Source organism: Variovorax pasteuri, assembly GCF_051216435.1.
Classification (GTDB): Bacteria; Pseudomonadota; Gammaproteobacteria; order Burkholderiales; family Burkholderiaceae_C; genus Variovorax.
Genome location: NZ_JBPJZS010000008.1, coordinates 309,188 through 333,437, shown reverse-complemented (window position 1 = coordinate 333,437; position 24,250 = coordinate 309,188). Strand labels below are relative to the sequence as shown.

At 69.0% G+C, this 24,250-nt stretch carries 18 protein-coding genes; 14 read left to right on the top strand and 4 right to left on the bottom strand.

Annotation, left to right across the window (positions count from 1 at the left end):
* Nucleotides 1-5 precede the first annotated feature (5 nt).
* From ACSFBM_RS26440 to fabG, 8 genes are read left to right on the top strand one after another with little or no spacing between them, the layout of a single operon-like run.
* Entirely contained in the window at nucleotides 6-1,742 is a 1,737-nt protein-coding gene (locus tag ACSFBM_RS26440; protein WP_435487059.1) for an ApeI family dehydratase, read from the top strand.
* On the top strand, nucleotides 1,742-2,764 hold the full coding sequence (locus ACSFBM_RS26435) for an acyl-CoA synthetase (RefSeq protein ID WP_435487058.1): 1,023 nt from the start codon (nucleotides 1,742-1,744) through the stop codon (nucleotides 2,762-2,764). Before ACSFBM_RS26440 ends, ACSFBM_RS26435 begins: the two co-directional genes overlap by 1 nt.
* Nucleotides 2,754-3,380 carry a LolA-related protein gene (locus ACSFBM_RS26430; RefSeq protein ID WP_435440386.1) on the top strand — a complete coding sequence of 209 codons (627 nt, stop codon included), beginning with the start codon at nucleotides 2,754-2,756 and terminating at the stop codon, nucleotides 3,378-3,380. Before ACSFBM_RS26435 ends, ACSFBM_RS26430 begins: the two co-directional genes overlap by 11 nt.
* Nucleotides 3,377-5,788: an MMPL family transporter gene (locus tag ACSFBM_RS26425; RefSeq protein WP_435487057.1), complete on the top strand. Its 2,412-nt coding sequence runs from the start codon at nucleotides 3,377-3,379 to the stop codon at nucleotides 5,786-5,788. Before ACSFBM_RS26430 ends, ACSFBM_RS26425 begins: the two co-directional genes overlap by 4 nt.
* The gene (locus ACSFBM_RS26420; protein WP_435487056.1) at nucleotides 5,788-6,630 is read left to right on the top strand and encodes a polysaccharide deacetylase family protein; all 843 of its coding nucleotides are present in this window, start codon (nucleotides 5,788-5,790) and stop codon (nucleotides 6,628-6,630) included. Before ACSFBM_RS26425 ends, ACSFBM_RS26420 begins: the two co-directional genes overlap by 1 nt.
* Entirely contained in the window at nucleotides 6,627-7,391 is a 765-nt protein-coding gene (locus tag ACSFBM_RS26415) for a class I SAM-dependent methyltransferase (protein ID WP_435487055.1), read from the top strand. Before ACSFBM_RS26420 ends, ACSFBM_RS26415 begins: the two co-directional genes overlap by 4 nt.
* On the top strand, nucleotides 7,388-7,861 hold the full coding sequence (locus tag ACSFBM_RS26410) for an ApeP family dehydratase (protein ID WP_435487054.1): 474 nt from the start codon (nucleotides 7,388-7,390) through the stop codon (nucleotides 7,859-7,861). Before ACSFBM_RS26415 ends, ACSFBM_RS26410 begins: the two co-directional genes overlap by 4 nt.
* Nucleotides 7,858-8,589, top strand: coding sequence for a 3-oxoacyl-ACP reductase FabG (gene fabG, locus ACSFBM_RS26405; protein ID WP_435487053.1), 732 nt, complete (start codon nucleotides 7,858-7,860; stop codon nucleotides 8,587-8,589). The genes ACSFBM_RS26410 and fabG overlap by 4 nt, the downstream gene beginning before the upstream one ends.
* Nucleotides 8,590-8,657: 68 nt before the next feature.
* On the opposite strand, the gene ACSFBM_RS26400 is transcribed toward fabG, so the two are convergent.
* The 3 genes from ACSFBM_RS26400 to ACSFBM_RS26390 all read right to left on the bottom strand — a co-directional run bounded on the left by ACSFBM_RS26400 (nucleotide 8,658) and on the right by ACSFBM_RS26390 (nucleotide 12,387).
* A complete protein-coding gene (locus ACSFBM_RS26400) occupies nucleotides 8,658-9,350 on the bottom strand; it encodes a P-loop NTPase family protein (RefSeq protein ID WP_435440348.1) in 693 nt (230 codons plus the stop codon).
* Nucleotides 9,351-9,557: 207 nt separating this feature from the next.
* A complete protein-coding gene (locus ACSFBM_RS26395) occupies nucleotides 9,558-11,909 on the bottom strand; it encodes a TonB-dependent receptor (RefSeq protein WP_435487052.1) in 2,352 nt (783 codons plus the stop codon).
* A 118-nt stretch (nucleotides 11,910-12,027) separates the two neighbouring features.
* Nucleotides 12,028-12,387, bottom strand: coding sequence for a hypothetical protein (locus ACSFBM_RS26390; RefSeq protein ID WP_435487051.1), 360 nt, complete (start codon nucleotides 12,385-12,387; stop codon nucleotides 12,028-12,030).
* Nucleotides 12,388-12,468: 81 nt separating this feature from the next.
* Between ACSFBM_RS26390 and ACSFBM_RS26385 the strand changes: the two genes are divergently transcribed.
* The 3 genes from ACSFBM_RS26385 (at nucleotide 12,469) to ACSFBM_RS26375 (ending at nucleotide 16,491) form a co-directional block, all read left to right on the top strand.
* Complete coding sequence (locus ACSFBM_RS26385; protein ID WP_435487050.1) at nucleotides 12,469-12,864, top strand: DUF2946 domain-containing protein; 396 nt, start codon at nucleotides 12,469-12,471, stop codon at nucleotides 12,862-12,864.
* A 142-nt stretch (nucleotides 12,865-13,006) separates the two neighbouring features.
* Nucleotides 13,007-15,034: a TonB-dependent receptor gene (locus ACSFBM_RS26380; RefSeq protein ID WP_435487049.1), complete on the top strand. Its 2,028-nt coding sequence runs from the start codon at nucleotides 13,007-13,009 to the stop codon at nucleotides 15,032-15,034.
* On the top strand, nucleotides 15,034-16,491 hold the full coding sequence (locus ACSFBM_RS26375) for a PepSY-associated TM helix domain-containing protein (RefSeq protein ID WP_435487048.1): 1,458 nt from the start codon (nucleotides 15,034-15,036) through the stop codon (nucleotides 16,489-16,491). Before ACSFBM_RS26380 ends, ACSFBM_RS26375 begins: the two co-directional genes overlap by 1 nt.
* A 70-nt stretch (nucleotides 16,492-16,561) precedes the next feature.
* Here the strand turns inward: ACSFBM_RS26375 and ACSFBM_RS26370 are convergent, their stop codons facing one another.
* Nucleotides 16,562-17,341, bottom strand: coding sequence for a hypothetical protein (locus ACSFBM_RS26370; RefSeq protein ID WP_435487047.1), 780 nt, complete (start codon nucleotides 17,339-17,341; stop codon nucleotides 16,562-16,564).
* 114 nt (nucleotides 17,342-17,455) lie between these two features.
* On the opposite strand from ACSFBM_RS26370, the gene smc reads away from it, so the two are divergent.
* Genes smc through ligA form a run of 3 tightly spaced genes read left to right on the top strand, consistent with a single transcriptional unit; the run spans nucleotide 17,456 to nucleotide 24,212 of the window.
* Nucleotides 17,456-20,971 (top strand): chromosome segregation protein SMC, encoded by a 3,516-nt coding sequence (gene smc / locus ACSFBM_RS26365; protein WP_435487046.1) that lies wholly within the window; start codon nucleotides 17,456-17,458, stop codon nucleotides 20,969-20,971.
* Between the two features lie 14 nt (nucleotides 20,972-20,985).
* The gene (locus tag ACSFBM_RS26360) at nucleotides 20,986-22,089 is read left to right on the top strand and encodes a cell division protein ZipA C-terminal FtsZ-binding domain-containing protein (protein ID WP_435440340.1); all 1,104 of its coding nucleotides are present in this window, start codon (nucleotides 20,986-20,988) and stop codon (nucleotides 22,087-22,089) included.
* Between the two features lie 23 nt (nucleotides 22,090-22,112).
* Nucleotides 22,113-24,212 (top strand): NAD-dependent DNA ligase LigA, encoded by a 2,100-nt coding sequence (ligA, locus tag ACSFBM_RS26355; protein WP_435487045.1) that lies wholly within the window; start codon nucleotides 22,113-22,115, stop codon nucleotides 24,210-24,212.
* The last annotated feature ends 38 nt before the right edge of the window (nucleotides 24,213-24,250 follow it).

The window sequence follows — 24,250 nt, the reverse complement described above, 5'->3', positions numbered from 1 at the left end:
CCCGCGTGACGACCGACAACCCCGACAACCCAGATACCGCCGAACCCGGCTTTCTGCCGCTGCTCGCGCCCCGCGACCTCGACGCCCCCCTGGCCTGGCGCGCCGGCGTGCCCGTGAGCGCGCGGCAGTTCCTGGCCGACGTGGCCCGTTTCGCTCCCACGCTCCCCGACGAGGGGCCGGCTGTCAATGTGTGCGGCGACCGCTACGCTTTCGCCGTGAGCCTGTGCGCCGCGCTCGTGCGCGGCCATGCCAGCCTTCTGCCGCCCGACGCACGGCCCGACACGCTCGCGCGGCTGCGCGAATCCGGCGGCCCTCGGCTCTTTGCGCTGGCCGACGACCCCACGCTGCAAACACCCGGCATGCACCGCGTGCTGATCGAAGACCGCTCCAGCCCCGAAGGCGGTGCCGGCGATGCGGTTCCGTCCATCGACGGCGCGATGCATGCGGTCAGCCTGCTCACCTCCGGTTCCACCGGCGTGCCGCAGCCGCATGCCAAGACCTGGCGCACGCTGGTGGGCGACGTCGCCGTGGCCGTCCGGCGCCTGTGCCGCGTGCTCGAGCGGCCCACGCTGGAAGGCGTGACGCTGGTGGCCACGGTGCCGGTGCAACACAGCTACGGGCTGGAATCGTCCGCGCTGCTGGCCCTGCTCGGCGGCGCCGCCTTCGAAAGCGCCCGGCCGTTCTTTCCCGCCGACGTGGCGCAGACATTGGCTTCGGTGCCGCGCCCCCGCGCGCTGGTGACCACGCCGTTCCACCTGAAGACGCTGCTGCTGTCGGGCATCGACCTGCCGCCGGTCGACCTGATCCTGTCGGCCACCGCGCCGCTGTCGCCGCAGCTCGCGCTGCAGGCCGAGCAGGCCATGGGCGGCGTGCTGCTCGAAATCTACGGCAGCACCGAGTCGGGCCAGGTGGCCACCCGTCGCACGACCGACAGCGAAATCTGGGAAACCTTCGGCGAGATCAAGGTGCATGCGGAGCCCTCCGCGGATGGCGGGCCCGAGCGCTTCGTCTTCTCCGGCGATTTCATGCCCGAGCCCACGCCGATTGCGGACGTGCTCGAACTGCTCGACGACCGCCGCTTCCGGCTCTTCGGACGGGCCAACGACCTGATCCATGTGGCCGGCCGCCGCAGCTCGCTGGCGCACCTGAACTTTCACCTCAACAGCATTCCCGGGGTGGACGACGGTGCCTTCTGGCTGCCCGACGAGGTGGCCGACGGCGTGGTGCGACCGGTGGCCTTCGTGGTCGCGCCGACGCTGTCGGCCGGTGAAATCATCGCCGCGCTGCGCCAGCGCCTGGAGGCCGTGTTCGTGCCGCGCCGGGTGGTGCAGGTCAAGTCGTTCCCGCGCGAAGGCACGGGCAAGCTCACGGTGCGGGCACTGCGCGAGTTCGCGCTGGCCCAGCTCGCAGAAGACGACACGCCCGTGCAGATGGCCCTCGCGGTGCCGGCCGACCACCCCGTCTTTGCCGGGCATTTCCCGGGGCAGCCGCTGCTGCCGGGCGCGCTGATCTTGGCCGAGGTGATGGAAGCCGTGCGGCGCGTACCGGCCCTGACGGCGCGGCTGGGCGTCAACCCCACGCTGGCCGCGGCCAAGTTCCTTTCGCCGGTGCGACCCGGCAGCACGCTCTCCATCGAGCTGCATCCGGAAGCCGGCGCCGGTCGCGGGGTGCGCTTCGACGTGCGTTGCGACGGCGTGGTGGCTGTCACCGGCCGATGGACGGCTGTGCAAGGCTGTGCGTGATGAAGCACACCGACGTCGAGTCGCGCGCCGTGAACGAGGCGGCCCGCACGGGGCAGGGCGCACACAAGAACGACAAGCCGGACACCGGCGACTGGGCCCGCGCGCCCGAACGCAGCAACATGGTCGCGCTGCGCTTCATCGTGTTCATGGCGCTGGTGTGCGGGCGCCGCGTCACGCGCCTGCTGCTGCCCCCGATCGCGCTCTATTTCCTGCTGTTCGCGCCCACGCAGCGCCGGCACATCAAGCGCTATCTGTTTCGGGCCATCGGCCCGCACGCCGGCTGGACGGACGGTTTTCGCCTGCTTCACGCCTTCGCCTCGACCGTGCTCGACCGCGTGTACTTCCTGCGCGGACGCATGGACCTGTTCGACCTGACGGTCGAAGGCAACGTGCCGCTCGAGGCCGAAGCCGTGGCGGGGCGGGGCGCCTTCATGCTCGGTGCGCACGTGGGCAGCTTCGAGGTGCTGGGGGCGTGCAAGCAGCAGACGCAGCAGCACCACCTGCGCCTGGCGATGCTGATGTTTCCGGACAACGCGCAGCGCATCACCGCCATCCTCAACGCGATTGCGCTGCCGGAGCTGCGCCCGCACGTCATCGCGCTGGGCCGGCCGCACTCGATGCTCGCGCTGCGCGACTGGCTTGACGGCGGTGGCCTGGGCGGCATGCTGGCCGACCGCACGCTGCCGGGCAGCGAAGACCAGCCCGCCTCGCAGCGCGGCAACAGCATCGTGCTGCCGTTCCTCGGGCAGCCCGCCAGCTTCAACGACGGGCCGTTCCGGCTGGCGGCCCTGCTGCGCCGCAAGGTGTTCTTCATGGCCGGGCTCTACCGCGGAGGCGCGCGCTACGATATTCGGTTCGACCTGCTGGCCGACTTCACGGAGCGGGTGCCGGACGCCGCGGAGCGGGAACGCCGCATCCGTTCGGCGGTCGAAGCCTATGTCGCGCGCCTGGAAGCGATCTGCCGCGCCTACCCCTACAACTGGTTCAACTTTCATGATTTCTGGCTTGAAGATGCGGCTTGAGCGGCTTTGCAAGGCATGCGTGCTGGGGCTGGCCTTGGTCCTGTGCGCCGCGCCGGCCTGGGCGGCCTTCGACCTGCCCGAACTGATGGGCCTGCTGGCCAAGCAGAAGAGCGGGGAGGCCCGCTTCACCGAGCAACGCTTCGTGCACGGCCTGGAAGGCCCGCTGGACGCCAGCGGCACGCTGAGCTTCGACGCGCCCGACAAGCTGGTGCGCCGCACGCTGTCCCCGCGCATCGAGACCATGGCGGTCGAGGGCAACACGCTGACCCTGTCGCGCGGCGGGCGCAACCGCACGCTGGCGCTCGACAGCATGCCCGAGCTGCTCGGCCTGGTCGAAGCCATGCGCGGCACGCTCACCGGTGACGGCGCCACGCTGCAGCGCTACTTCAAGAACACGGTGACGGGTTCGCCTGCCAAGTGGACGCTCGACCTCGTGCCGATGGACAGCCGGCTGGCCGCGCAGGTGCGCAGCATCCGCATCAGCGGCCGCGCGAGCGACGTGCTCGGGCTGGATATGGAATTCGTCGGCGGCGACCGCTCGTCGATGAACATCACGCCGGGCGCCGCACCGGCCGCCGCAGCCCCGTCCGGCGCACCCGGACGCACCACGCCGTGACACCGCTTCGCACCGACGGCCCGCCGAGCTGGTCGCGCCGGGCGGTCGTGCTGCTGGCATGGCTGCTGGTGCTGCTGTGCGGCGCGATGGTCATCGCCCGCACGCACATCGGTGCCGACCTGTCGGCCTTCCTGCCCAAGAGCCCCGACGTGCGCCAGCGCGTGCTCATCGAGCAGCTGCAGAGCGGCGTGGCCTCGCGCACGCTGATGCTGGGCATCGAAGGCGGCAGCGCCGAGCAGCGCGCCGCCGTGTCGCGCGCGGTGGGCAAGGACATGCGCGAGAGCAAGCTGTTCGACCTGGTGCAGAACGGCGACGTGAGCGACTGGAGCGAGGCGGGCGCCTGGGTCCTGCAGCACCGCTACCAGCTGTCGCCCGGCGTCACGCCCGGCCAGTTCACCGCCGAAGGGCTGCGCGACGCGATCAACGAGACCCTGTCGATGCTCGGAACGCCGGCCGGCAACGCGATCAAGCCCTTGCTCGACCGCGATCCGACGGGCGAGACCCAGCGCATTGCCATGGAACTGGTGCCCGCCAGCGCGCCGCGCAGCGAAGACGGGGTGTGGATGTCGCGCACCGCGCCCCGCGCGCTCATGATTTCCACCACGCGCGCGGCCGGCAGCGACCTCGACGCCCAGGCCGTGGCCATCGCGCGCGTGCAGTCGGCGTACCAAGCCGCCACGCGCGAAATGGGCGCTTCAGCGCCCAAGCTGCTGCTGAGCGGGCCGCCCGTGTTCTCGGTGATGAGCCGCGACAAGATCAAGACCGAAGCCATCCACCTCGCCGTGGTGGGCGGCATCGTGATGGGCGGGCTGCTGCTGCTGGCGTTCGCCTCGCCGCGCGCGCTGGTCATCGCCTTCCTGCCGGTGGCCACGGGCGTGGTGATCGGCACCGCCAGCGTGAGCCTGGTGTTCGGCTCGGTGCACGGGCTCACGCTGGGCTTCGGCAGCACGCTGATCGGCGAGACGGTGGACTACGCCATCTACTACCTCATCCAGGCCCGCCAGGTCGGGGCGGGCGCCGTGGCCGGCACCGGCTGGCAGCGCTGGCGCGACCTGAACTGGCCGACCGTGCGGCTCGGCCTGCTGACCTCGGTGTGCGGCTTCGCGGCGCTGGTGTTCTCGGGCTTCCCGGGGCTGGCGCAGCTGGGGGTGTTCTCCATCGCCGGGCTGGTGTCCGCCGCGCTGGCCACCCGCTATGTGCTGCCGGTGCTGGCGCCCGACGGTGCCACCGGCATGGGCATGCGCAAGTACATGGCGCAGATGGCCGGCGCGCTGGTGCGCGGACTGCCGCGCCTGCGCTGGCCGCTGGCCGCGTTGGGCGTGGCCGCGCTGGGGCTGGTGCTGTGGCAGGGCGGTCATTTGTGGCGCGCCGACCTGGGCGCCATGAGCCCGGTGCCCAAGGCCGCCCAGCAGCTCGACGAAACGCTGCGCAACGACATCGGCGCGAGCGACGGCGGCGTGCTGGTGGTGGCCTACGGCGACGACGAGCAGTCCGCGCTGCGCCACACCGAAGCGGCCGCCGCGCGGCTCGACGCGCTGGTCGACAAGGGCGAGCTCATCGGCTACGAAACCGTCACGCGCGTACTGCCGAGCGTGGAAACACAAACGGCGCGCATCGCGAGCCTGCCGAGCAGCGAGATCCTGCGCGCCAACCTGGCCGAAGCGACCAAGGGCATGCCGCTGCCGGCATCGCGCCTGGGGCCGTTCGTGGACGACATCGAGGCGGCGCGCAAGCTGCTGCCGGTGCAGCGCGCCGACCTGTCCAGCGGGCCGCTGGCTTCGGTCGTGAACACGCTGATGTACGAGCGCCCGGGCGGCGGCTGGGGCACGCTGGTGGTGCTGCACCCCGGCAAGACCTTCGACCAGGGCCGGCTCGAGGCCGCGCTGACCGGGCTGCCCGAGGTGCAGGTGGTCGACGTCGGCCGCGAACTGGCGGGGCTGTACCAGCGCTACCTGCACGAGGCTTTCGTGCAAGTGCTGCTGGGCGCGCTGGCGGTGGTGGTGCTGCTGGGCATCTACCTGCGTTCGTGGCGCCGTCTGCTGGCCGTGTGCCAGCCGCTGCTGTTCGCGGTGGTGCTGGTGCTCGGCGGCATGGCCGTGCTGCAGTCGGCGCTCGGCATCCTGCACCTGGTGGGGCTGCTGCTGATCGTGGCGGTCGGCTCCAACTACGCGCTGTTCTTCGACCAGCTGCGCACCACCGGGCGGGCCGACGAGGACACGCTGGCGTCGCTGATGCTGGCCAACCTGACGACCGTGGTGTCGTTCGGGCTGATCGCCATCTCCGACATTCCGGCGCTCTCGTCCATCGGCCGCGTGGTGGCGCCGGGGGCGCTGCTGGCGCTGCTGCTGTCGGCCGCGTTCGCGCGCAGCGTCGCGCCGTCGGCGAAGTCGCCCGACGTGCGTGGCTGATGGGAAAATCCGTGCCCATGCATCCCGCCTCCGCCCCGACCACCGATTCCTGGCCATGGCCGCCCGCCATCCGTGCCAGCGCGGCGTGGCACGTGGCGGCCATCGGTGCGGGTGTGCTGGTGCCGGGCGCGTTGCCGTGGGCGGTCGGCGCCATCGTGCTGAACCATGCGCTGATCACCGGCGCCGGCCTGACGCCGCGCAGCAGCCTGCTGGGGCCCAATGTCACGCGGTTGCCCGAAGCGGCCGCGGCCCGTCGCGAGGTGGCGATCACCATCGACGATGGCCCGGAGCCCGAGGTCACGCCGCGCGTGCTCGACCTGCTGGACGCGCACGGCCAGCGCGCCACCTTCTTCTGCATTGCCGAGCGCGTGCTGGCGCAGCCCGGACTGGCGCGCGAGATCGTGGCGCGCGGCCACAGCATCCAGAACCACACGGCGCGGCACCGGCACAACTTTTCATTTCTCGGGCCGCGCGGTTTCGCCGCCGAGATCGCGCGCGCACAGGACATCCTGAGCGACGTCACCGGCCAGCGCCCGACCTGTTTCCGCGCGCCGGCCGGCCTGCGCAATCCGTTTCTCGAGCCGGTGCTGCACCGCCTGGGCCTGTCGCTCGTGAGCTGGACGCGCCGTGGTTTCGACACGCGCGAAGGCGACGCCGACAAGGTGATGGCGCGCCTCGCCCGCAATCTGCAGGCCCGCGACATCCTGTTGCTGCACGACGGCAATGCCGCCCGCACGGCCGAAGGACAACCCGTTTTGCTGGAGGTACTGCCCTTGTTGCTCGAACGCCTGCGCGCCGATGGACTGCGCGCCGTGACCCTGACAGAGGGAATGAAGCCATGAGTGCCGTGATGCCGTCGTCCACCGACAGCGCCTGGCGTGAGCTGCATGAAGCCGCAACCGTCCCCTACAAGAAGGGCGGCAGCTTCGCCTGGCACTTCGCGCGCGGCAAGCTGGGGCGTGACCCGGTGTTTCGCGGCCTGCTCGAACGCGGCCTGATCGGTGCGCAGCACCGGCGTGTGGTCGACATCGGCTGCGGCCAAGGCCTGTTCGCCAGCCTGCTGGCCTCGATGAGCGCGATGCAGAAGCAGGGCCGCTGGCCGTCGTCCTGGCCCAGGACACCCGCTGCCGCCGACTACACGGGCATCGAGCTGATGCCCAAGGACGTGGCGCGCGCCGAAGCGTCCATCGGCCATCTGCAGCCTCCGCCGCAGCTGCTCTGTGCCGACATGTGCTCCGCCGCGTTGCCGGCGTGCGACCTGGTCGTCATTCTCGATGTGCTGCACTACGTCGACCTCGAGGCTCAGGAAGGCGTGCTTCTGCGCGTGCGCGATGCGCTGCAGCGCGGCGGCAACGCGCAGGCTCGCTTGCTGCTGCGCGTGGGCGATGCGTCGAGCCGCCGTGGCTTCACCGTCAGCCAGTGGGTCGACCGCACGGTCACGCGCGTCCGCGGGCACAAGGTCTCGCCGACCTGGGGCCGTCCGCTGGCCGAATGGACGGCGCTGCTGCAGCGCCTGGGCTTTCATGTGCAGAGCATTCCGATGAGCGCAGGCACGCCGTTTGCCAATGTTCTGCTGGTGGCCGACCTGGCGCCCGCGGCATGACCGCACCGCAGACGCTTGACCGCGCGGGCATCGCGCAGCGCATTCCGCACAGCGGCAGCATGTGCCTGCTGGAGCGGCTCGAAAGCTGGGACGCCGAGGCGATCCACTGCAGCACCACGACGCATGCGCAGGCCGGCAACCCGTTGCGCACCGAGAGCGGCTTGCTCGCGCCCAACGCCATCGAGTACGCGGCGCAAGCCATGGCGCTGCACGGCGGGCTGCTGGCTGCCGAGGGCAGTGCGCCGTCGGCCGGCTTCCTGGCGAGCGCGCGCAACGTCAGGCTCGCGGTGGCGCGGCTCGACGATGTGCCTGGGGCGATGCAGGTGCGCGCGCAGCGCCTGTCGGGCGACGACCGCCAGATTCTTTATGCGTTCACGGTGACGGCTGACGACGGCCGCATGCTGGCCGAAGGCCGCACCGTGGTCGTTCTCAACACGCCGCTGGCCACAGAAAGCACCCCCACGCCATGAGTCTCGAAGGAAAACGCGCACTGATCACCGGCGCGAGCGGTGCGCTCGGTGCCGCCATGGCCGAACGCCTGGCGCGCGACGGCGCCACGGTGCTGCTGCACGCCAATTCGCGGCCGGAGTCGGTCGAGCAACTCGCCGCGTCGATCATTGCGGCGGGCGGCAAGGCGGAATGCCATGTGTTCGACCTGCGCAGCGACGAGGCCTGCGCGGCCGCGTGCGCACGCATCCTCGAAGGCGGGCCGGTGCAGGTGCTCGTGAACAACGCGGGCGTGCACGACGACGCGGTGCTGCCGGGCATGCGCGCCGAGCAATGGCACAAGGTGATCGACGTGTCGCTCAACGGCTTCTTCCGCGTCACGCAACCCTTGCTGCTGCCGATGATGCGCACGCGGTGGGGGCGCATTTTGAACATTTCTTCGGTGGCCGCGATTGCCGGCAACCGGGGGCAGGTGAACTATGCGGCCGCCAAGGGGGCGTTGAACAGCGCAACCAAGGCGCTGTCGCTCGAAGTGGCCTCCCGCGGTGTGACGGTGAATGCGATTGCGCCGGGGATCATCGCGTCGCCGATGGCCGATGCCGTGTTCGATCCGGCGGTCATCAACCAGATGGTGCCGGTGAAGCGGGCAGGGACGCCGCAGGAGGTGGCGGCGCTGGCTGCTTTCCTGGCCAGTGACGAGGCGGCCTACATCACGGGGCAGGTCATTTCCATCAACGGCGGAATGATCTGACTTGCCCCCTCTCCCCTTGGGGAGAGGGTGGGGCTGAGGGCCGACGGCGATGCGTCGGCCTCGAGAACCTACAGCGGCAAGGTATCGAACGCCGCGTAGGCCGTCGCCAGCCACGACTTCACGCGCTGACGTTCCAGCAGCCCCAGGGCATGCACCCCTTCGCGGTCGTTCACAGCCTTCCAGAAGCTCGTGTTCTGCGCATCGATCTTGCGCATGCTCGCGTCGTGCAGCCGGGGCAGCGCAATCACCCGCGCGCCGTTCGCCGTCGCCTTGGAGAGCGATTGCGACGCCAGCAGCATCCCGAAGTCGCTGCCGCGCCCGTAGTTCTGCACCACGATGTAGTTGGGCCGGTTGCCGAAGGTGTCGATCAGCGAGCCGAGCAGGTCGGTGGAGTCCTTGCCGTCGTCCAGCACATGCCAGAAATTGACCGTGACGCCGATGTCGGCGAACACGTCGAACAGGTCCGACTCCTTGATCCAGCGCGACAGCGGCGCCAGCGTTTGCGCGGCCAGATCGACGATCACGCTCTGCTGCGGATTGCTCTCGAAGCCGTTCACCACGGTGTCGAGTCCTTCGAAGCTGTCGACCACCACGGGGGAGGCGAAGCCTTCGTAGAAGCGGGTGAACGAGCTGTGCGAGCGGTCGGTATCGAAGCCCACGAACGGCCGGCTGTGGTCGATGAAGTACTGCGCCAGCACGCGCGCAGTGACCGACTTGCCGACTCCGCCTTTTTCGCCGCCGATAAAGTTGATGGAACTCATGGGTTGTCCGTAAAAGTGTGGAAAAGAGCGGAAAGTTTTGCTTTTGCTGCGACATCGATAACCGGGGTCGATTGTATCTTTGGCGGTTTAGTCGCATGCCGCTGCCCACCCAGTTCACGCACCCCAGCTGTCGCGTGCATCCACCGCAGCGCGTCGGACCTTGGCGAACGCCGAGCGGCTCGGCTGGCTCGCATGCATCGGCGAACCTCACAGATCGAATCTCAGCTCGGCCGTGTAGGTGCGCTGCGGGTACGGGTGGAAGTTCCAGTACTGGTAGTTGTTGGCGTTGTCGATGCCGAAGGCGGCCGACCACTGTTTGTCGATCTGGTAGCGCACGCGGAAGTCGACCGTGAAGTACTTGCTGGCGCCGAAGTAGGCGAAAGCGTTGACGTCGCTGTTGTCCAGGTTCGAGTACTGCTTGCCGCTGTATCGCGCGGCGACCGTGAAGGCCCAGCGTGCGTCGGGCTTGTACGTTGCGTAGGCGGTCGAACGCCAACGCGGCACGCGCGGCTGCCACTTGCCCACGGCGGCCGGGAAGGCGGCGTCGGCGACGGTCTTCGAGTCGGCATAGGTCAGGCTGCCGCCCAGGTCGAGTCCCTTGATGAAGACGTTCTGCCCGGTGTAGGCGACCTCCAGGCCGGTGGTGCGGACCTTGTCGATGTTCTGCACGCGCGAGACGGTGGCGTTGGGAATGAGCTGGTTGTACAGCGCGTTCTTCGTGGTCTCGTGGAACAGCGTGGCGCGCAGCAGGCCGTTGCCCAGGTCCTTCTCGGCCGAGAGTTCGCCGGTCCACGACTTCTCGGGCTTCAGCGTGGGGTCGTTGATGAACGAGAGCGCGCCGCCCGAGGTCGCGCCGTACAGCTCGCCGACCGTGGGGTAGCGCACGGCCCGGCCGACGGAGGCCTTCAGCACGGTGTCGCTCGTGAGCTGGTAGGCCAGCGCGGCCTTGGGCGACACGTCGGATTCGCTGCGCGAGGCGTACCCCTGCGAGCTGGCAGCCGTGGCCGTGAAACCGTCGTTGGCCTGCCAGTGCTCGTAGCGAAGCCCGAGCACGGCCTTCCATTTCGGCGCGAACGACCAGGCGTCCTGCGCCCACGCGCTGTAGGTCTCGGTGCGCCCGCCGACGTTGCTCACCGGCGTGAACGAGGCGCCGTCCTGCCAGTTGCCCAGCACATTGGTCTTCACGATGCCGAGCTTGTAGGCATCGCGCCCCACGCCGAAGTCGACGATGTGCGCGCCGCCCAGGCCCTGCGGGCGCCACGTGCCCTTGGCCGCGAGCGTGTTCCAGCCGGTGCCGCCCTGGTCCTGCAGCGTGCCCGCGCCACCGTAGGCCGCCAGCGGCAGCGCGGTGGTGGGCGCGCGCTGCGTGTCCTTCGAGTAGTCGTACAGGCTGGCCGCCAGCTCCCAGTCGAACACGCCCTGTGTGTTGCTCTTCACCGAGAGGCCGTGCATGTAGTGCGTGGCCCTGTCCTCGGTGAGCGGGAAGGCGGTGGGCGACAGGTTGAAGCTGCGCCCGGCGATGTTGACGAGACCGCTGTACACCGGCTGCCCCTGCGCATTGGTGAGATAGCTGGCGGACTGGCCGCTCGAGGTGTTCTGCCACCAGCCCAGCGTGTAGGTCGCGCGCACCGTCGGCGAGATGTCGTAGGCGAGCTTGAGCTTGGCATGGTCCTGCAGCGTGTGGTACTGCGTGCCCGTGCCCAGGATGTACCAGGGGGTGTTGGTGGTGTTGAGCCCGCCCAGCGCGCCGTAGACCGGCGTGCCCGCGCGGCTGGCCACGCCCGAGGCCAGGGTGGCGGTGGTGAAGGTCAGCGGCTGGCCTTCGCTGTCGGTGCGGTTGATGTCGATCCACCACGACCAGTCGCCGCTCTTGCTGCCCAGCGATGCGCTGGTCTGCCAGCTGTTGAAGGTCTGGCGGGTGCTGTAGAGGTCGTTGGGCTGCGACGAGTAGCCGACCTTCACGTGCGCCTCCAGTTGCGTCGGCATGCGCGTGACGTAGTCGACCACCGCACCGGCGGAGTTGCCGGGGTAGGCGGCAGAGAAGGGGCCGTACATCACGTCGACGCGCTCTATTTCCTCGGGCGTGACCAGGCCCCAGCGTGGCGCGAAGTTGGTGCCGTTGGCAATGCCGTTGCCCAGGTAGTTCGACAGCAGGATGCCGTCGGCATACACCGCCGAGCGCGCGCTGTTGCCGGTGCCCGAGGCACGGGTGGACAGGATGGCGTGGTTGTAGTCGCCGATGTAGCGCTTGCGCACCAACAGGCTGGGCAGGTACTTGAGCGCGTCCTCGCTGTCGGTGGCGTTGATGCGCGTCTCGATTTCCTCGCGCGTCACGCCCTCGATGGTGGTCGGAATCTGCGTGGGCAGAGAAGTCGGCTGGCCGCCGGTGACGGTGACCACGCCGAGCGACTTGGTGCGCTCGGGGGCGCTCTCGGACGTTGCACTGGAGGCCGCGTCGGCAGGTGCGTTGGCTGCGGGCACGGTGCCCTGCGCGAAGGCGGGCACGGCCAGCCAGGGGAATGCCGCGCCGAGCGCGAGCGACAGGAGGGTCTTGTTCATGTGAAAGCTCTCTTCGGCGCCCACAGGGGCGCCGACTCATTGCAGGGAAGCGCGTGGCAGCGTGCGACGGATGGCCATGGCCATGAGCGACGTCAGCTGCGACGAAACCGAAAACGAGTCAGGAGAGCGAGGGAGGTCCGCGCGCAGGCAATGGCGCGGCGGTGGCCGCAGCGATGCGCGCGGCCGGAATCGGCTGGACGGCATGGCCGAGCGGCAGGACGTTCGGGAGATCGACGGGTTGCGCCGCCGGCGGCGGTGCACCGGTCAGCATGCACATCGGGCAGTCCAGATGACTGGCGCCGAGTTCGCGCGCGCCGTCGTCGGTCTGCACGACCACCTTGATGGCGCCGGCCGCCGAGCACACGAGCTGCATCGACTGCGGTTGGACCACCGGCGATGCAATTGCCACCCCCAGCGACAACACGAACCACGCCAGCACGAAGCGGACGAGATGGCGGGCGTGGCGCAGGGCGGGCATGGGGGCGATTATGTGTGAGGCATCTGGCCGATGGCGCCTTGTCGTGAACCAACGTTGTATTCCGGCCTCTAGAATTCGGCCATGCGCGTCGGCCAACGCTTCAGAAAACTCATCTCGTGGATCGCCTGCCTGGCGCTCCTGATGGGCTCTGTCGCGCCGGTGCTGTCGCATGCATTCCAGCCGTCGCAAGGCGGCGCGGGCTGGGTCGAGGTTTGCACGGCCCTGGGCCAGCAACTGGTGCACGTCGATGGCGCTGCGGCCGAGCCTTCGAAGGGCAAGCAGACAGACGATCACGCGCGGGCGCACTGCCCCTGCTGCTCGTCGCATGCGGTGCAGCTCGGCCTGCCACCCGCAACTTCGCCGGTGCTGTTCGTGCCCACCTTGCACTACGGCCTGCCCGAACTCTTTCTCGCAGCCCCGCGCGCCGTGTTCGCGTGGTCGACTGCGCAGCCTCGCGCGCCTCCGCGCATCTCCTGAAGTCCCAAGCCTTCCGCTGCCGGCGTTGACGCCTGCCAGCGGGCCATTTGCATTTTTCCGGACCGGTGCGTCCGGCTTCAGGAGTTCCATGTCCTGGCTTCGGCCCAGGCGTCGGGAGCTCCTTCTTGACACAGAAGAATCGATGACAAAAACAAACCTGGCTGCGGCCATCGCGGTCGTCTTCGCTGCGCCCGTCGCCGCGCAAACCGACAAGAACACAGACAGTTCCGCACTGACGCTGGGCACCGTCAACATCCAGGCCACGGCCAGCGGACCGTTGTCCGCACGGCAGGTGTTCAGTTCGGTCGACATCCTGGGCGCCAGCGTGCTCGAGGACCAGCACGTCGACTACAGCTGGGAGCTGCTGTCGCGCGCGCCGGGCGTGCAGGTCACGCAGTTCAAGCAAGGCACCGATGCAGGACGTTTCTCGTTTCGCGGCTTCAACGGCGAAGGCCGTGTCAATGCGGTCAAGCTGCTGATCGACGGCATCCCGAGCAACGACAACGCGGGCGGCATGCCGTTTCTCGACGCTGTGTTCCCGCAGGACATCGAGGCCATCGAGATCGTGCGCGGCACCAACGACCCGCGCTATGGCCTGAACAACATCGCCGGCAACGCGAACGTCATCACGCGAACCGGCGGCAACCAGGGGCGCGCGAGCCTCACCGTCGGCAGCTTCGGCACCAAGGAGGTCGAGATCGCCAAGGGCATCGAGAGCGGCAACTGGAGCCAGAACTATTCGCTGGCCTACCGCGACTCGGACGGCTACCGCGACCATGCCGATGCGAGGAAGCTGGCCTTCTCGGGCAAGTGGTTCTACACCAGCGACGACGGTCGCTGGCGCGCGGGTGTCATCGCGCGCTCCTACCGCAACAAGGCGCTGGAGTCCGGCTACCTGAGCTACGACCAGGCCATGAGGGCGCCGCGCAACTCGCCCGCATACGCGTCGGCCGACCGCGGCGAGCGCGAGACGGCGCAGCTCAGTGCGCACCTCGACGGTGAACTGACGAACACCCTGTCGTGGTCGACCAAGGTCTATGCCAACCAATACGAGAACCGGCGCTGGGTGCGCTTCTCTGCGGCGAGCGCCCAGCAGGAGCGCTACAACGACGAGAAGCAGCAGGGCGCGATCACCTCGCTGACCTGGCGGCCCCAGGTCAGCTGGGCGCACGAGTTCACGCTGGAAGGCGGGCTCGACGCGCAGTGGCAGCACAACCTCGGCCAACGCTACCGCACCACCGAGCGCGTGCGCACCTCGCAATTTCGCGACTGGGATTTCGATCTCGACACGCAGGGGGCCTATGTGCAGGCGGTGATCCGTCCGGTCGAGGCCTTGAAGATCGTGCCGGCCTTCCGGGTCGACCATGTGGGCGGCCAGTTCACCGACCGGCTCGGCCGCACCACCTCGCCGGTGCATGACTACGGGCTCATCCAGCAGCCCAAGATCAGCGTGGCCTATGCGCTGAATCCGCAGGCGAGCCTCTACGCCAACTGGGGCCGCACCTTCCAGATCAGCACCGGCATCGACGCCTACCGCACGCAGGCGCGCAACCTCCAACCGTCGATCAACGACGGCTGGGAGGCCGGCGTCAAGTTCAATCCGCTGCGATGGCTCGACGGGCGTGTCGCCTACTGGGAGCAGCGCGCCTCCGGCGAAGTCGCGCGCGTGCTGGGCGTCGACGGGCTGCCAGACCCGGGTGGCCTGGGCAATGTCGGCAAGACGCTCAGAAAGGGCTTCGACATCCAGCTCAATGCCAGGCCGAACGCACGCACCACGGCCTGGGTCGCCTATTCGCACCAGGTGGCCCGCATCACGGCGCCGGACCCGAGCGCACCCGCCACCCGCGGCAAGGAGATCGAGAACGTGCCGCACTACCTGGTGTCGGCCGGCGTGGACTACCAGGCGAGCGAGAAGCTCAAGCTGTCCGCCTGGGCCAACGCGCAGGGCGACTACTACGTGGAGCGCACCAACACGCTGGGCCGCTTCGGCCGCTATGCGCTGCTGAACCTGGGCGCCACGTACCGCGTTTCTCCCACGATGGACGTGAGCCTGCAGGTGAAGAACGTGACCAACCGCAAGTACGTCTATGCCTGGTACGACAGCGGCTCCTCCGGCTACTCGCCCGGCGACGGCCGCGGTGTGTACGCCAGCCTGAACCTGAGGTTTTGATGACTGCACAAGCCTTGCCGCGCCAGACGGCGCCCTTCGTTGCCGGCAGCCTCTACCGCGCCGTGTGGCGCTGGCATTTCTATGCCGGCCTGCTCGTGCTGCCGTTCCTGGTCTGGCTGGCGCTGACCGGCGGCCTGTTCGTCTTCAAGCAGCAGATCGACGGGTACTTTCACCACGATCTGAAGTTCGTGCAGGCAGGGCAGGGGCCTGCGTTGGCGCACAGCGAGCTGGTCGCGGCCGCGCTGGCGGTTCACCCCGGCACGCTGCGCAAGTACACGCCGGCGGCCTCGCCGGGTGACTCGGCGGAAGTGGGCGTCTCCAGCGCGAGCGGTGAACAGGTCGTCGTGTTCGTCGACCCGTACCGCGCGAAGGTGCTGGGCACGCTGCCCGAAGGCGGGAGCGTGGCCTGGACCATCCGCAAGCTGCACAGCCTGAAGTACTTCGGCTCGGTGGCGCGCGGCGCCATCGAGATCGCGGCCGGGTGGGCGATCCTGCTGGTGGCCACCGGCATCTACCTTTGGTGGCCGCGCGGGCGGCAGGGCGGCGTGGTCACGGTGCGCGGGCGGCCTCGGCAACGCATGTTCTGGCGCGACCTGCATGCGGTGACGGGCATCTTCGTCGGTGCCGCGCTGGTGTTCCTGGCGTTCACCGGCATGCCGTGGTCGGTGTTCTGGGGCGCCAAGGTCAACCAGTGGGCCAATGGGCAGAACTTCGGATACCCGGCGGGTGTGCGGGTGCAGGTGCCGATGTCGCAGCAGCGCCTGGCAGACGGGGCACCGACCGCGTGGTCGCTAGAACAGGCGAAGGTTCCGCGTTCGAGCAGCGAGGGTCATGAGGGTCATGAGGGTCATGAGGGTCATGAGGGGCACGCAGAGCCGGGCGCGGCCCTTCGACCCGTGGCTGCCGACGGTGGCCTCGGTCTCGATGCCGCGATCGGGATCTTCGAGCGGCTCGGCATCGCCCGGGGCTACACCGTCAACACGCCCAAGGGGCCGAGCGGCGTCTACACGGCATCGGCCTATCCGAGCGACCTGGCGCAGCAACGCGTGATCCACATCGACCAGTACAGCGGCAAGACGCTGATCGACATGCGCTACGCAGACTACGGCCCGCTCGCGCGGTGGCTCGAATGGGGCATCAACGTTCACCTCGGCCAGGAGTTCGGCGTGCCCAACCAGGCCCTGCTGGTCGTGGTCTGCCTCGGCATCGTGCTGCTGTGCGTGAGTGCCGCGGCCATGTGGTGGAAGCGACGGCCCGCAGGTGGGCTCGGCGTGCCGCCGCTGCCCTCGGACCGGCGCACGCTGCGCGCGGTGTTGGCGCTGCTGGCGCTGGGGGGTCTCGCCTTTCCGCTGGTGGGCGCCTCGCTGCTGGTCATGCTGGCGCTGGATGGGTTGATGACCGGTCGCACTGCTCGATGGAGACAGGCCGGCTCAGCGACGTCGACTACCCCAAAGTGACCCCAGGTCGGCCGGAAACCCGAGTGGATGGAGGCGTGGAGGGCTGCTTCGTTCCAGAAGCGCACCCGGCTCACTTCGGCAGCAGCGTAAAGAAGGGCATGACCACGCCCATCACCCAGTTCTGCCCGAAGTCGAGTGCGGCGCGGCGGTACTTTTCGTCGGCCTGTGCGGCCAGCAGGTCGAGCCGCGCCACCACCTTCGACAGTTCGCGGTCGGCCACGAGGTTGCGGCCGCGCTCGCTGATCTCGGTCGCCAGCAGCAGCGGCTGGCCGTCGGGACCGGTCTTGGAGGAAATGAGCCACAGCGAAATCTCGAAGTTGCGTGCGGCCCGGAAGCTGTTCTCGGCATTCACGCCGTCGATCATGGTCTGGTCCCAGGTGTCGCCGTTGGCCTGCTTGAGCATGGTGGCCCAGCCGTACACCAGCGCCGCGACCCGGTCGCCCTGGTAGCCCTGTGGTCCGGTTTCGAAGGCCAGGCGGATCGCGTCGATGCCGCTGGCGCCCTTGAGCTCGGGCAGGGGCGGGCCCTTGAGCACGGCGTCCCAGGCGCGCTGGGCGGCTTCGTCCATGCTGGGCGCCGACTTGCGCCATTCGCGGGGGTTGCGCTTGTACAGCGTGCTTTGCACGCGCCGCACCGACTGCAGGTTGTCGCGCAACGACAGATTGGCGATGCGGTTGGCGCCGGACTGCATCCATTCCTGGTTGGTGTAGGGCTCGGCGCGCTCGGTGTCGCGCGTCGCCGAGCAGCCTGCAAGACCGAGCAGGGCGGCCGCGCCGGCCACCATGCCTGCGAGGATTGCGGGACGGCAGCTTCGTCTTGCGGCCAGGGGGGAAACAAGGGAATCGCTCATGCCCTGACGTTATCATCCACGGCTGGGGCGGCGGCCTGCTGCAAGCTGCAGGCCCGTGCAATTTTCCTTACAAATCAATACCTTGGCGCTACAGCCAAGCCAGGCCGACAAGTCGTGCGTCTTAATTCCATCAAGCTCTCGGGCTTCAAGTCGTTCGCCGAACCCACCAACTTCCTGCTACCGGGCCAACTGGTCGGCGTGGTCGGGCCCAACGGTTGCGGCAAGTCGAACATCATGGATGCGGTGCGCTGGGTGCTCGGCGAGTCGCGCGCATCGGAGCTGCGTGGCGAGTCGATGCAGGACGTGATCTTCAACGGCACGACCACCCGCAAGCAGGCCAGCCGTTCGAGCGTGGAGCTGGTGTTCGACAACGCCGGCCACCGCGCCGGCGGCCAGTGGAACCAGTTCAGCGAAATCGCGGTGCGCCGCGTGCTCACGCGCGACGGCACGAGCAGCTACTACATCAACAACCAGCCGGTGCGCCGCCGCGACGTGCAGGACGTGTTCCTGGGTACCGGCCTGGGCCCGCGCGCCTACGCCATCATCGGCCAGGGCACGATCAGCCGGATCATCGAGTCCAAGCCCGAAGAGTTGCGCCTGTTCCTGGAGGAAGCCGCGGGCGTCTCCAAGTACAAGGAGCGCCGCCGCGAAACCGAGAACCGCCTGGGCGACACGCGCGAGAACCTCGTGCGGGTCGAAGACATTCTTCGCGAACTGAACGCGAACCTCGAGAAGCTCGAGAAGCAGGCCGAGGTGGCCGCGCGCTACAACACGCTGCAGGGCGATGCCACGAAGAAGCAGCACCAGCTGTGGTTCCTGAAGCGCAGCGAAAGCGACGCCGACCAGGCCAAGATCAAAACCGATTCAGAGAAGGCCATCAACGACCTCGAGTCGCGCACGGCCGATCTGCGCCGCATCGAGGCCGAACTCGAAACCGTGCGCCAGGCCCACTACGGCGCGGGCGACAGCGTCAACCAGGCGCAGGGCAAGCTCTACGAGGCCAGCGCCGAAGTCGGCCGGCTCGAGGGCGAGATCCGCTTCGTGGTCGAAGGCCGCCAGCGCGTCGAGCAGCGCCTGGTGCAACTGCGCGAGCAGATGGGCCAATGGGGCCGCCGCCGCGACGAGGCCGAAGCCGAGATCGAGACACTGGCCGGTGCCGGCGTGGACGCCGAAGAGCAGGCCATCCTGCTGGCCGCGCAGCTCGAAGAGCACGACGCCCGCCTGCCCGAGCTCGAAGAGGCCGTGCAGCGTGCCCAGGACCAGGCCAACGCCCAGCGCACGACCGTGTCGCAGGTGCAGCAGCAGATCCAGGTGCTGGCCGCCGACCAGCGCAACATCGAGGAACAAAGCCGCCAGCTCACGCAGCGCAGCGAACGCCTGCGCGCCGACCAGAACGCCCTGGCCGCGCCCGACGAGGCCCGCCTGCTCGACATGCAGGAGCAGCACGCCGCCGCGCAGGAGGCCGCCAGCGAAGCCGACGGACGCCTTCAGGAGCTGCAGGAAACCGTGCCGCAGCTCGACGACGACCGCCGCACGAAGCAGCAGGCCGTCAACACCGAAGGCGCCCGCCATGCCGAGTTCTCGGCCCGCCTGGAAGCGCTGCGCGCATTGCAGGAAAAGGTCAAGACCGACGGCAAGCTGGCGCCCTGGCTTGCCAAGCACGGCCTCGAGGGCCTGCAGGGCCTGTGGAGCCGCATCCACATCGAGCAGGGCTGGGAGAACGCGCTCGAATCCGCGCTGCGCGAACGCCTGGGTGCGCTGGAGGTCAGCCGCCTGGAGATGGTGCGCGCCTTCGGCAACGACGCGCCGCCCGCCAAGCTCGCGTTCTACAGCCCGCCGGCTGCCGGTGCACCGCAGGGCCCGGCCACGCTGCCGCGGCTGTCGAGCCTGCTGCGGCTGAACGACGCGGGCCAGCAGGCGCTGCTGACCGACTGGCTGCACGGCTGCTTCACGGCCGCGAGCTTCGAGGAAGCGCTGGCCCAGCGCGCCACGCTGCAGCCCGGCGAAGTCATCTATGTGCAGAGCGGCCATGCCGTGTCCGCGCACAGCGTCAACTTCTACGCGCCCGATTCGGAGCAGGCCGGCCTGCTGGCCCGCCAGCAGGAAATGGAAAACCTGGAGCGCCAGCTGCGCGCCCAGACGCTCATCAACGAAGAGGCGCGCACTGCGCTGGTCCGCGCCGAAGCCGCCTACGGCGACGCCGCCTCGCGCCTGGTGACCGCGCGGCGCGAAGCCGCTGAAACCCAGTCGCGCGCGCACGAGCTGCAGGTCGAGACGCTGCGCATGACGCAGCTTGCCGAGCAGACCCGCGCGCGCAGCGCACAGCTGGCCAACGACCTCGGCGAGGTCGACGCGCAGCTCGAGGAACTGCAGGAACGGCGCATCGCCGCCGAAGGCCGTTTCGAAGAACTCGACATGCAGCTGGCCGACAGCCAGGAGCGCCATGCCGAGCTGGACGAGCGCGTCATCGAGGCAGGCCGTGCGCTGAACGCCAGCCGCGAGCAGCACCGCAGCCTGGAACGCCAGGCGCAGGAAGCAACCTTCTCGCAGCGCACGCTCGAAGCCCGCCGCGGGGAGCTCAACCGCTCCATCGAAACCGCGGCGCAGCAGGTGGTGTCGCTCACCGACGAAGACGAGCGCGCCCGCGCCGAGCTGGGCCGACTGTCCGACGCCGCCGCGCAAGCCGGCCTGCAGGACGCGCTGTCGCTCAAGCTCGAACGCGAAACCGCGCTGGGTGCCGCGCGCAGCCAATACGACGACCTCACGCTCAAGCTGCGCGCCAGCGACGAGCGCCGCCTGCAGCTCGAACGCGAACTCGATCCGCTGCGCCAGCGCATCACCGAGTTCCAGCTGAAGGAACAGGCCGCGCGCCTGGGTGTAGAGCAGTACCAGCAGCTGCTGGACGATGCCGGCGCCGACCTCGAAGCCGTCGCGCTCTCCATCGAAACCGACAAGGTCCGCCTGACCGGCCTGCAAGGCGAAATCGACCGCCTCAACCGTGAAGTGGTCGCGCTCGGCGCGGTGAACCTGGCCGCGCTCGACGAACTGGCCATTGCCAGCGAGCGCAAGACCTTCCTGGACGCGCAGTCGGCCGACCTGAACGAAGCCATCGGCACGCTCGAAGACGCCATCCGCAAGATCGACGCCGAAACGCGCGACCTGCTCGGCGGCACCTTCAAGATCGTCAACGAGCACTTCAGCCGGATGTTCCCCGAGCTGTTCGGCGGCGGCAACGCGCGCCTCGTGATGACGGGCGACGAAATCCTCGATGCCGGCGTGCAGGTGCTCGCGCAGCCGCCCGGCAAGAAGAACCAGACCATCCACCTGCTCTCGGGCGGCGAGAAGGCGCTCACGGCCATTGCGCTGGTGTTCGCGATCTTCCAGCTCAATCCGGCGCCTTTCTGCCTGCTCGACGAAGTGGACGCGCCGCTGGACGACGCGAACACCGAGCGCTATGCCAAACTCGTGACAGCCATGAGCCGCGAAACCCAGTTCCTCTTCATCAGCCACAACAAGATCGCCATGGAAATGGCCGAGCAACTGATCGGGGTCACGATGCAGGAGCAGGGCGTGTCACGCATCGTGGCGGTCGACATGGAGTCGGCGGTCTCGATGGTCGACGCCGCCTGAGCAGAGCGGCAACCATGAGCAATCTCACTCTCGCCCTGGCCATCCTCGGCGGTCTCGTTCTCGCGGCCGTCGTGGCCTACAACACCCTGATGTCGCGCCGCAATGCGCCGCGCCAGCCCGACGCGGTCGACATCGCGCTGGACGAGGCCGAGCGGGCCGCGTCTGCCTCGGCCGGCGGCATCGAGCCGATGCTGCACGTCGACCCCAGCCAGGTAGCGGGCAGCGACCGCCACGAGCCCTTGTTCGACCCCGACCTGCCCGCGCCCAGCGGCGTGCCCGTGCCCACCGGCGAGCGCCGCGGCGGGCTGGACCCGCTCATCGACGTGATCGCGCCGGTGTCGCTCGAAGGCCTGGCCTCGGGCGACGCCGCCATCGCCGCCATGCCGCCGACGCGGCGCGCGGGCAGCAAGCCGGTGGCCATCGAAGGCCTGAACGAACACAACGGCCAGTGGGAGCCGCCCGTGGCCGGGCAGCGCTACAGCGCCTTCCAGGTCGGCGTGCAACTGGCCAACCGCACCGGTGCGCTCAACGAGATCGAGTACTCCGAGTTCGTGGTCAAGGCGCAGGCCTTTGCCGACGCCGTCAACGGCGCGCCCGAATTTCCCGAGATGCTCGACGAAGTGGCGCGGGCCCGCGAGCTCGACCAGTTCGCCAGCGCGCACGACGCGCAGCTGGGTTTCGTGCTGCGCGCGCTGCATGCGGCCTGGAGCCCCGGCTATGTGCAGCAGAACGCGGCGCGCCTGGGCTTCGTGGCCGGCATCATCCCGGGGCGCATGGTGCTGCCGACCGGCGAGGCCGGCCTGCCGCCCGTGCTCGGCCTGGCGTTCGACACGCAGGCCGCGCTGGCCGACGACCCGGCCCAGTCGGCCATCCGCGAACTCAGCCTGAGCCTGGACGTACCTCAGGTCGACCGCGGCGAGGAGCCGTTTCGCCGCATGCGCGAAGCCGCGGCCACGCTCGCGCGCGAGATGGACGGCGTCGTGACCGACAGCGACGGCCAGCTGCTGCGGGACGAGACCATGGACGTGATCGGCAACGACCTCGAGCAGCTCTACGACACGCTCGATGCGCGCGACCTGGCGGCGGGATCGCCGCTGGCGCGCCGACTCTTCAGCTAACTCCGACCTTCGGGAGACACCCCATGACGACGCGCGACGAAGCGGCACGCGAAGCCGCCGCACTGAGCGAACAGCTTCACCGGCACGGCCATCTCTACTACGTGCTGGACGCGCCCGAGCTGCCGGACGCCGAGTACGACAAGCTGTTCCAGCGGCTGCAGGCCATCGAGGCCGAATACCCCGACCTGCGCACGCCCGATTCGCCGACGCAGCGCGTGGGCGGCAAGGTGCTCGACGGCTTCACAAAGGTGCGCCACCGGGTGCCGATGCTGTCGATCCGCACCGAGACCGACATCACGGCCGGCGGCGCGAGCGCCTTCGATGCGCGTGTGCGCAAGGAACTGGGCCTGGCCGAAGACGGGCCGCAGGTGTCTTACGTCTGCGAGCTGAAGTTCGACGGGCTGGCCATGAACCTGCGCTACGAGCACGGCGTGCTGGTGCAGGCCGCCACGCGCGGTGACGGCGAGGTGGGCGAAGAGGTCACGCAGAACATCCGCACCGTGCGCGAGATCCCGCTGCGCCTGAACGGCAAGGCGCCGCCGGTGGTCGAGGTGCGCGGCGAGGTCTACATGAAGCGCGCCGATTTCGATGCGCTCAACGAGCGCCAGCGCCAGAAGATCGCGGCCGGGCAGAAGAACGAGAAAGTGTTCGTCAATCCGCGCAATGCGGCGGCCGGCGCGGTGCGTCAGCTGGATCCGGCCATCGCCGCGGAAAGGCCCTTGAGCTTCTTCGCCTACGGCCTCGGCGAGGTCACCCCCGCGGCCGAGGGCGGGCCCGACCATCCGACCCAGTTCGACTGGCTCAAGCAGTTCGGGGCATGGGGCTTTCCCGTCGCCACGCAGACCGCACGTGCGAATGGTGCTATTGAATTGATAGCATTCCACGAAAACATCGGCCGCCAGCGCGATGCCTTGCCCTACGACATCGACGGCGTGGTCTACAAGGTCGACAGCATCGAGCTGCAGCGGCAACTGGGCTTCGTTTCGCGCGAGCCGCGCTGGGCCGTGGCCCACAAGTACCCCGCGCAAGAGCAACTGACCGAGGTGCTGGGCATCGAGATCCAGGTCGGGCGCACCGGCAAGCTCACGCCGGTGGCCAAGCTCGCGCCGGTGTTCGTCGGCGGCGTGACCGTGACCAACGCCACGCTGCACAACGAGGACGAGGCACGCCGCAAGGACGTGCGCGTGGGCGACACCGTCATCGTGCGGCGGGCCGGCGACGTGATTCCCGAAGTGGTCGGCGTCGTGCCCGAGAGCCTGGCCAAACCCGATGGCGAGCGCGGCGCGCAGTTCACCATGCCGCACCGGTGCCCCGTGTGCGATTCGGAGGCCGTGCGCGAGGAGGGCGAGGTCGACTACCGCTGCACCGGCGGCCTGTTCTGCGCGGCGCAGCGCAAGGAAGCGATCCTGCATTTCGCGGCGCGGCGCGCGGTCGATGTCGACGGGCTCGGCGACAAGCTCGTCGAGCAACTGGTCGATGCCAACCTGATCCGCACCTTGCCCGACCTGTACAAGCTGGGCTTCACCACGCTGGCCGGTCTGGAGCGCATGGCGGACAAGTCGGCGAAAAACCTGGTCGACGCGCTCGAAGCGTCGAAGAGGACCACGCTGCCGCGCTTTCTGTTCGGCTTGGGCATCCGTCATGTGGGCGAGACGACCGCAAAGGATCTGGCCAAGCACTTCGGCAAGCTCGACGCGATCATGGACGCGACCGAAGAGCAACTGCTGGAGGTGAACGACGTCGGGCCGGTGGTGGCGCAAAGCCTGCGCACCTTCTTCGACCAGCCGCACAACCGCGAGGTGGTCGAGCAGTTGCGCGCCTGCGGCCTGACCTGGGAAGAGGGCGAGCCTGCGGTCCGCGCGCCGAAGCCGTTGGCGGGCCTGACCTTCGTCATCACCGGTACCCTTCCTACGCTGAGCCGCGACGAGGCGAAGGATAAATTGGAGGCGGCTGGCGCGAAGGTGTCCGGCTCCGTCAGCAAGAAAACCCATTACCTCGTGGCCGGTGAAGAGGCCGGGAGCAAGCTGGACAAGGCCCGGGACAACGGGGTCGAGATCATCGACGAGGCGCGTATGCTGGAGATTCTTGCCAACGGATTGCCAGCGGCAGCACCCGAAGGATGAGGCAGCGGCAGGCCCTCTTTACCGGCCGTTACGCCGCT

Excerpts from the sequence above, each read along its gene's own strand:
- ACSFBM_RS26435 (WP_435487058.1), top strand. The coding sequence starts at position 1,742 with ATGAAGCACACCGACGTCGAGTCGCGCGCCGTGAACGAGGCGGCCCGC.
- ACSFBM_RS26430 (WP_435440386.1), top strand. The coding sequence starts at position 2,754 with ATGCGGCTTGAGCGGCTTTGCAAGGCATGCGTGCTGGGGCTGGCCTTG.
- ACSFBM_RS26420 (WP_435487056.1), top strand. The coding sequence starts at position 5,788 with ATGGGAAAATCCGTGCCCATGCATCCCGCCTCCGCCCCGACCACCGAT.
- ACSFBM_RS26415 (WP_435487055.1), top strand. The coding sequence starts at position 6,627 with ATGAGTGCCGTGATGCCGTCGTCCACCGACAGCGCCTGGCGTGAGCTG.
- ACSFBM_RS26410 (WP_435487054.1), top strand. The coding sequence starts at position 7,388 with ATGACCGCACCGCAGACGCTTGACCGCGCGGGCATCGCGCAGCGCATT.
- fabG (WP_435487053.1), top strand. The coding sequence starts at position 7,858 with ATGAGTCTCGAAGGAAAACGCGCACTGATCACCGGCGCGAGCGGTGCG.
- ACSFBM_RS26400 (WP_435440348.1), bottom strand. The coding sequence starts at position 9,350 with ATGAGTTCCATCAACTTTATCGGCGGCGAAAAAGGCGGAGTCGGCAAG.
- ACSFBM_RS26395 (WP_435487052.1), bottom strand. The coding sequence starts at position 11,909 with ATGAACAAGACCCTCCTGTCGCTCGCGCTCGGCGCGGCATTCCCCTGG.
- ACSFBM_RS26390 (WP_435487051.1), bottom strand. The coding sequence starts at position 12,387 with ATGCCCGCCCTGCGCCACGCCCGCCATCTCGTCCGCTTCGTGCTGGCG.
- ACSFBM_RS26385 (WP_435487050.1), top strand. The coding sequence starts at position 12,469 with ATGCGCGTCGGCCAACGCTTCAGAAAACTCATCTCGTGGATCGCCTGC.
- ACSFBM_RS26380 (WP_435487049.1), top strand. The coding sequence starts at position 13,007 with ATGACAAAAACAAACCTGGCTGCGGCCATCGCGGTCGTCTTCGCTGCG.
- ACSFBM_RS26375 (WP_435487048.1), top strand. The coding sequence starts at position 15,034 with ATGACTGCACAAGCCTTGCCGCGCCAGACGGCGCCCTTCGTTGCCGGC.
- ACSFBM_RS26370 (WP_435487047.1), bottom strand. The coding sequence starts at position 17,341 with ATGAGCGATTCCCTTGTTTCCCCCCTGGCCGCAAGACGAAGCTGCCGT.
- ACSFBM_RS26360 (WP_435440340.1), top strand. The coding sequence starts at position 20,986 with ATGAGCAATCTCACTCTCGCCCTGGCCATCCTCGGCGGTCTCGTTCTC.
- ligA (WP_435487045.1), top strand. The coding sequence starts at position 22,113 with ATGACGACGCGCGACGAAGCGGCACGCGAAGCCGCCGCACTGAGCGAA.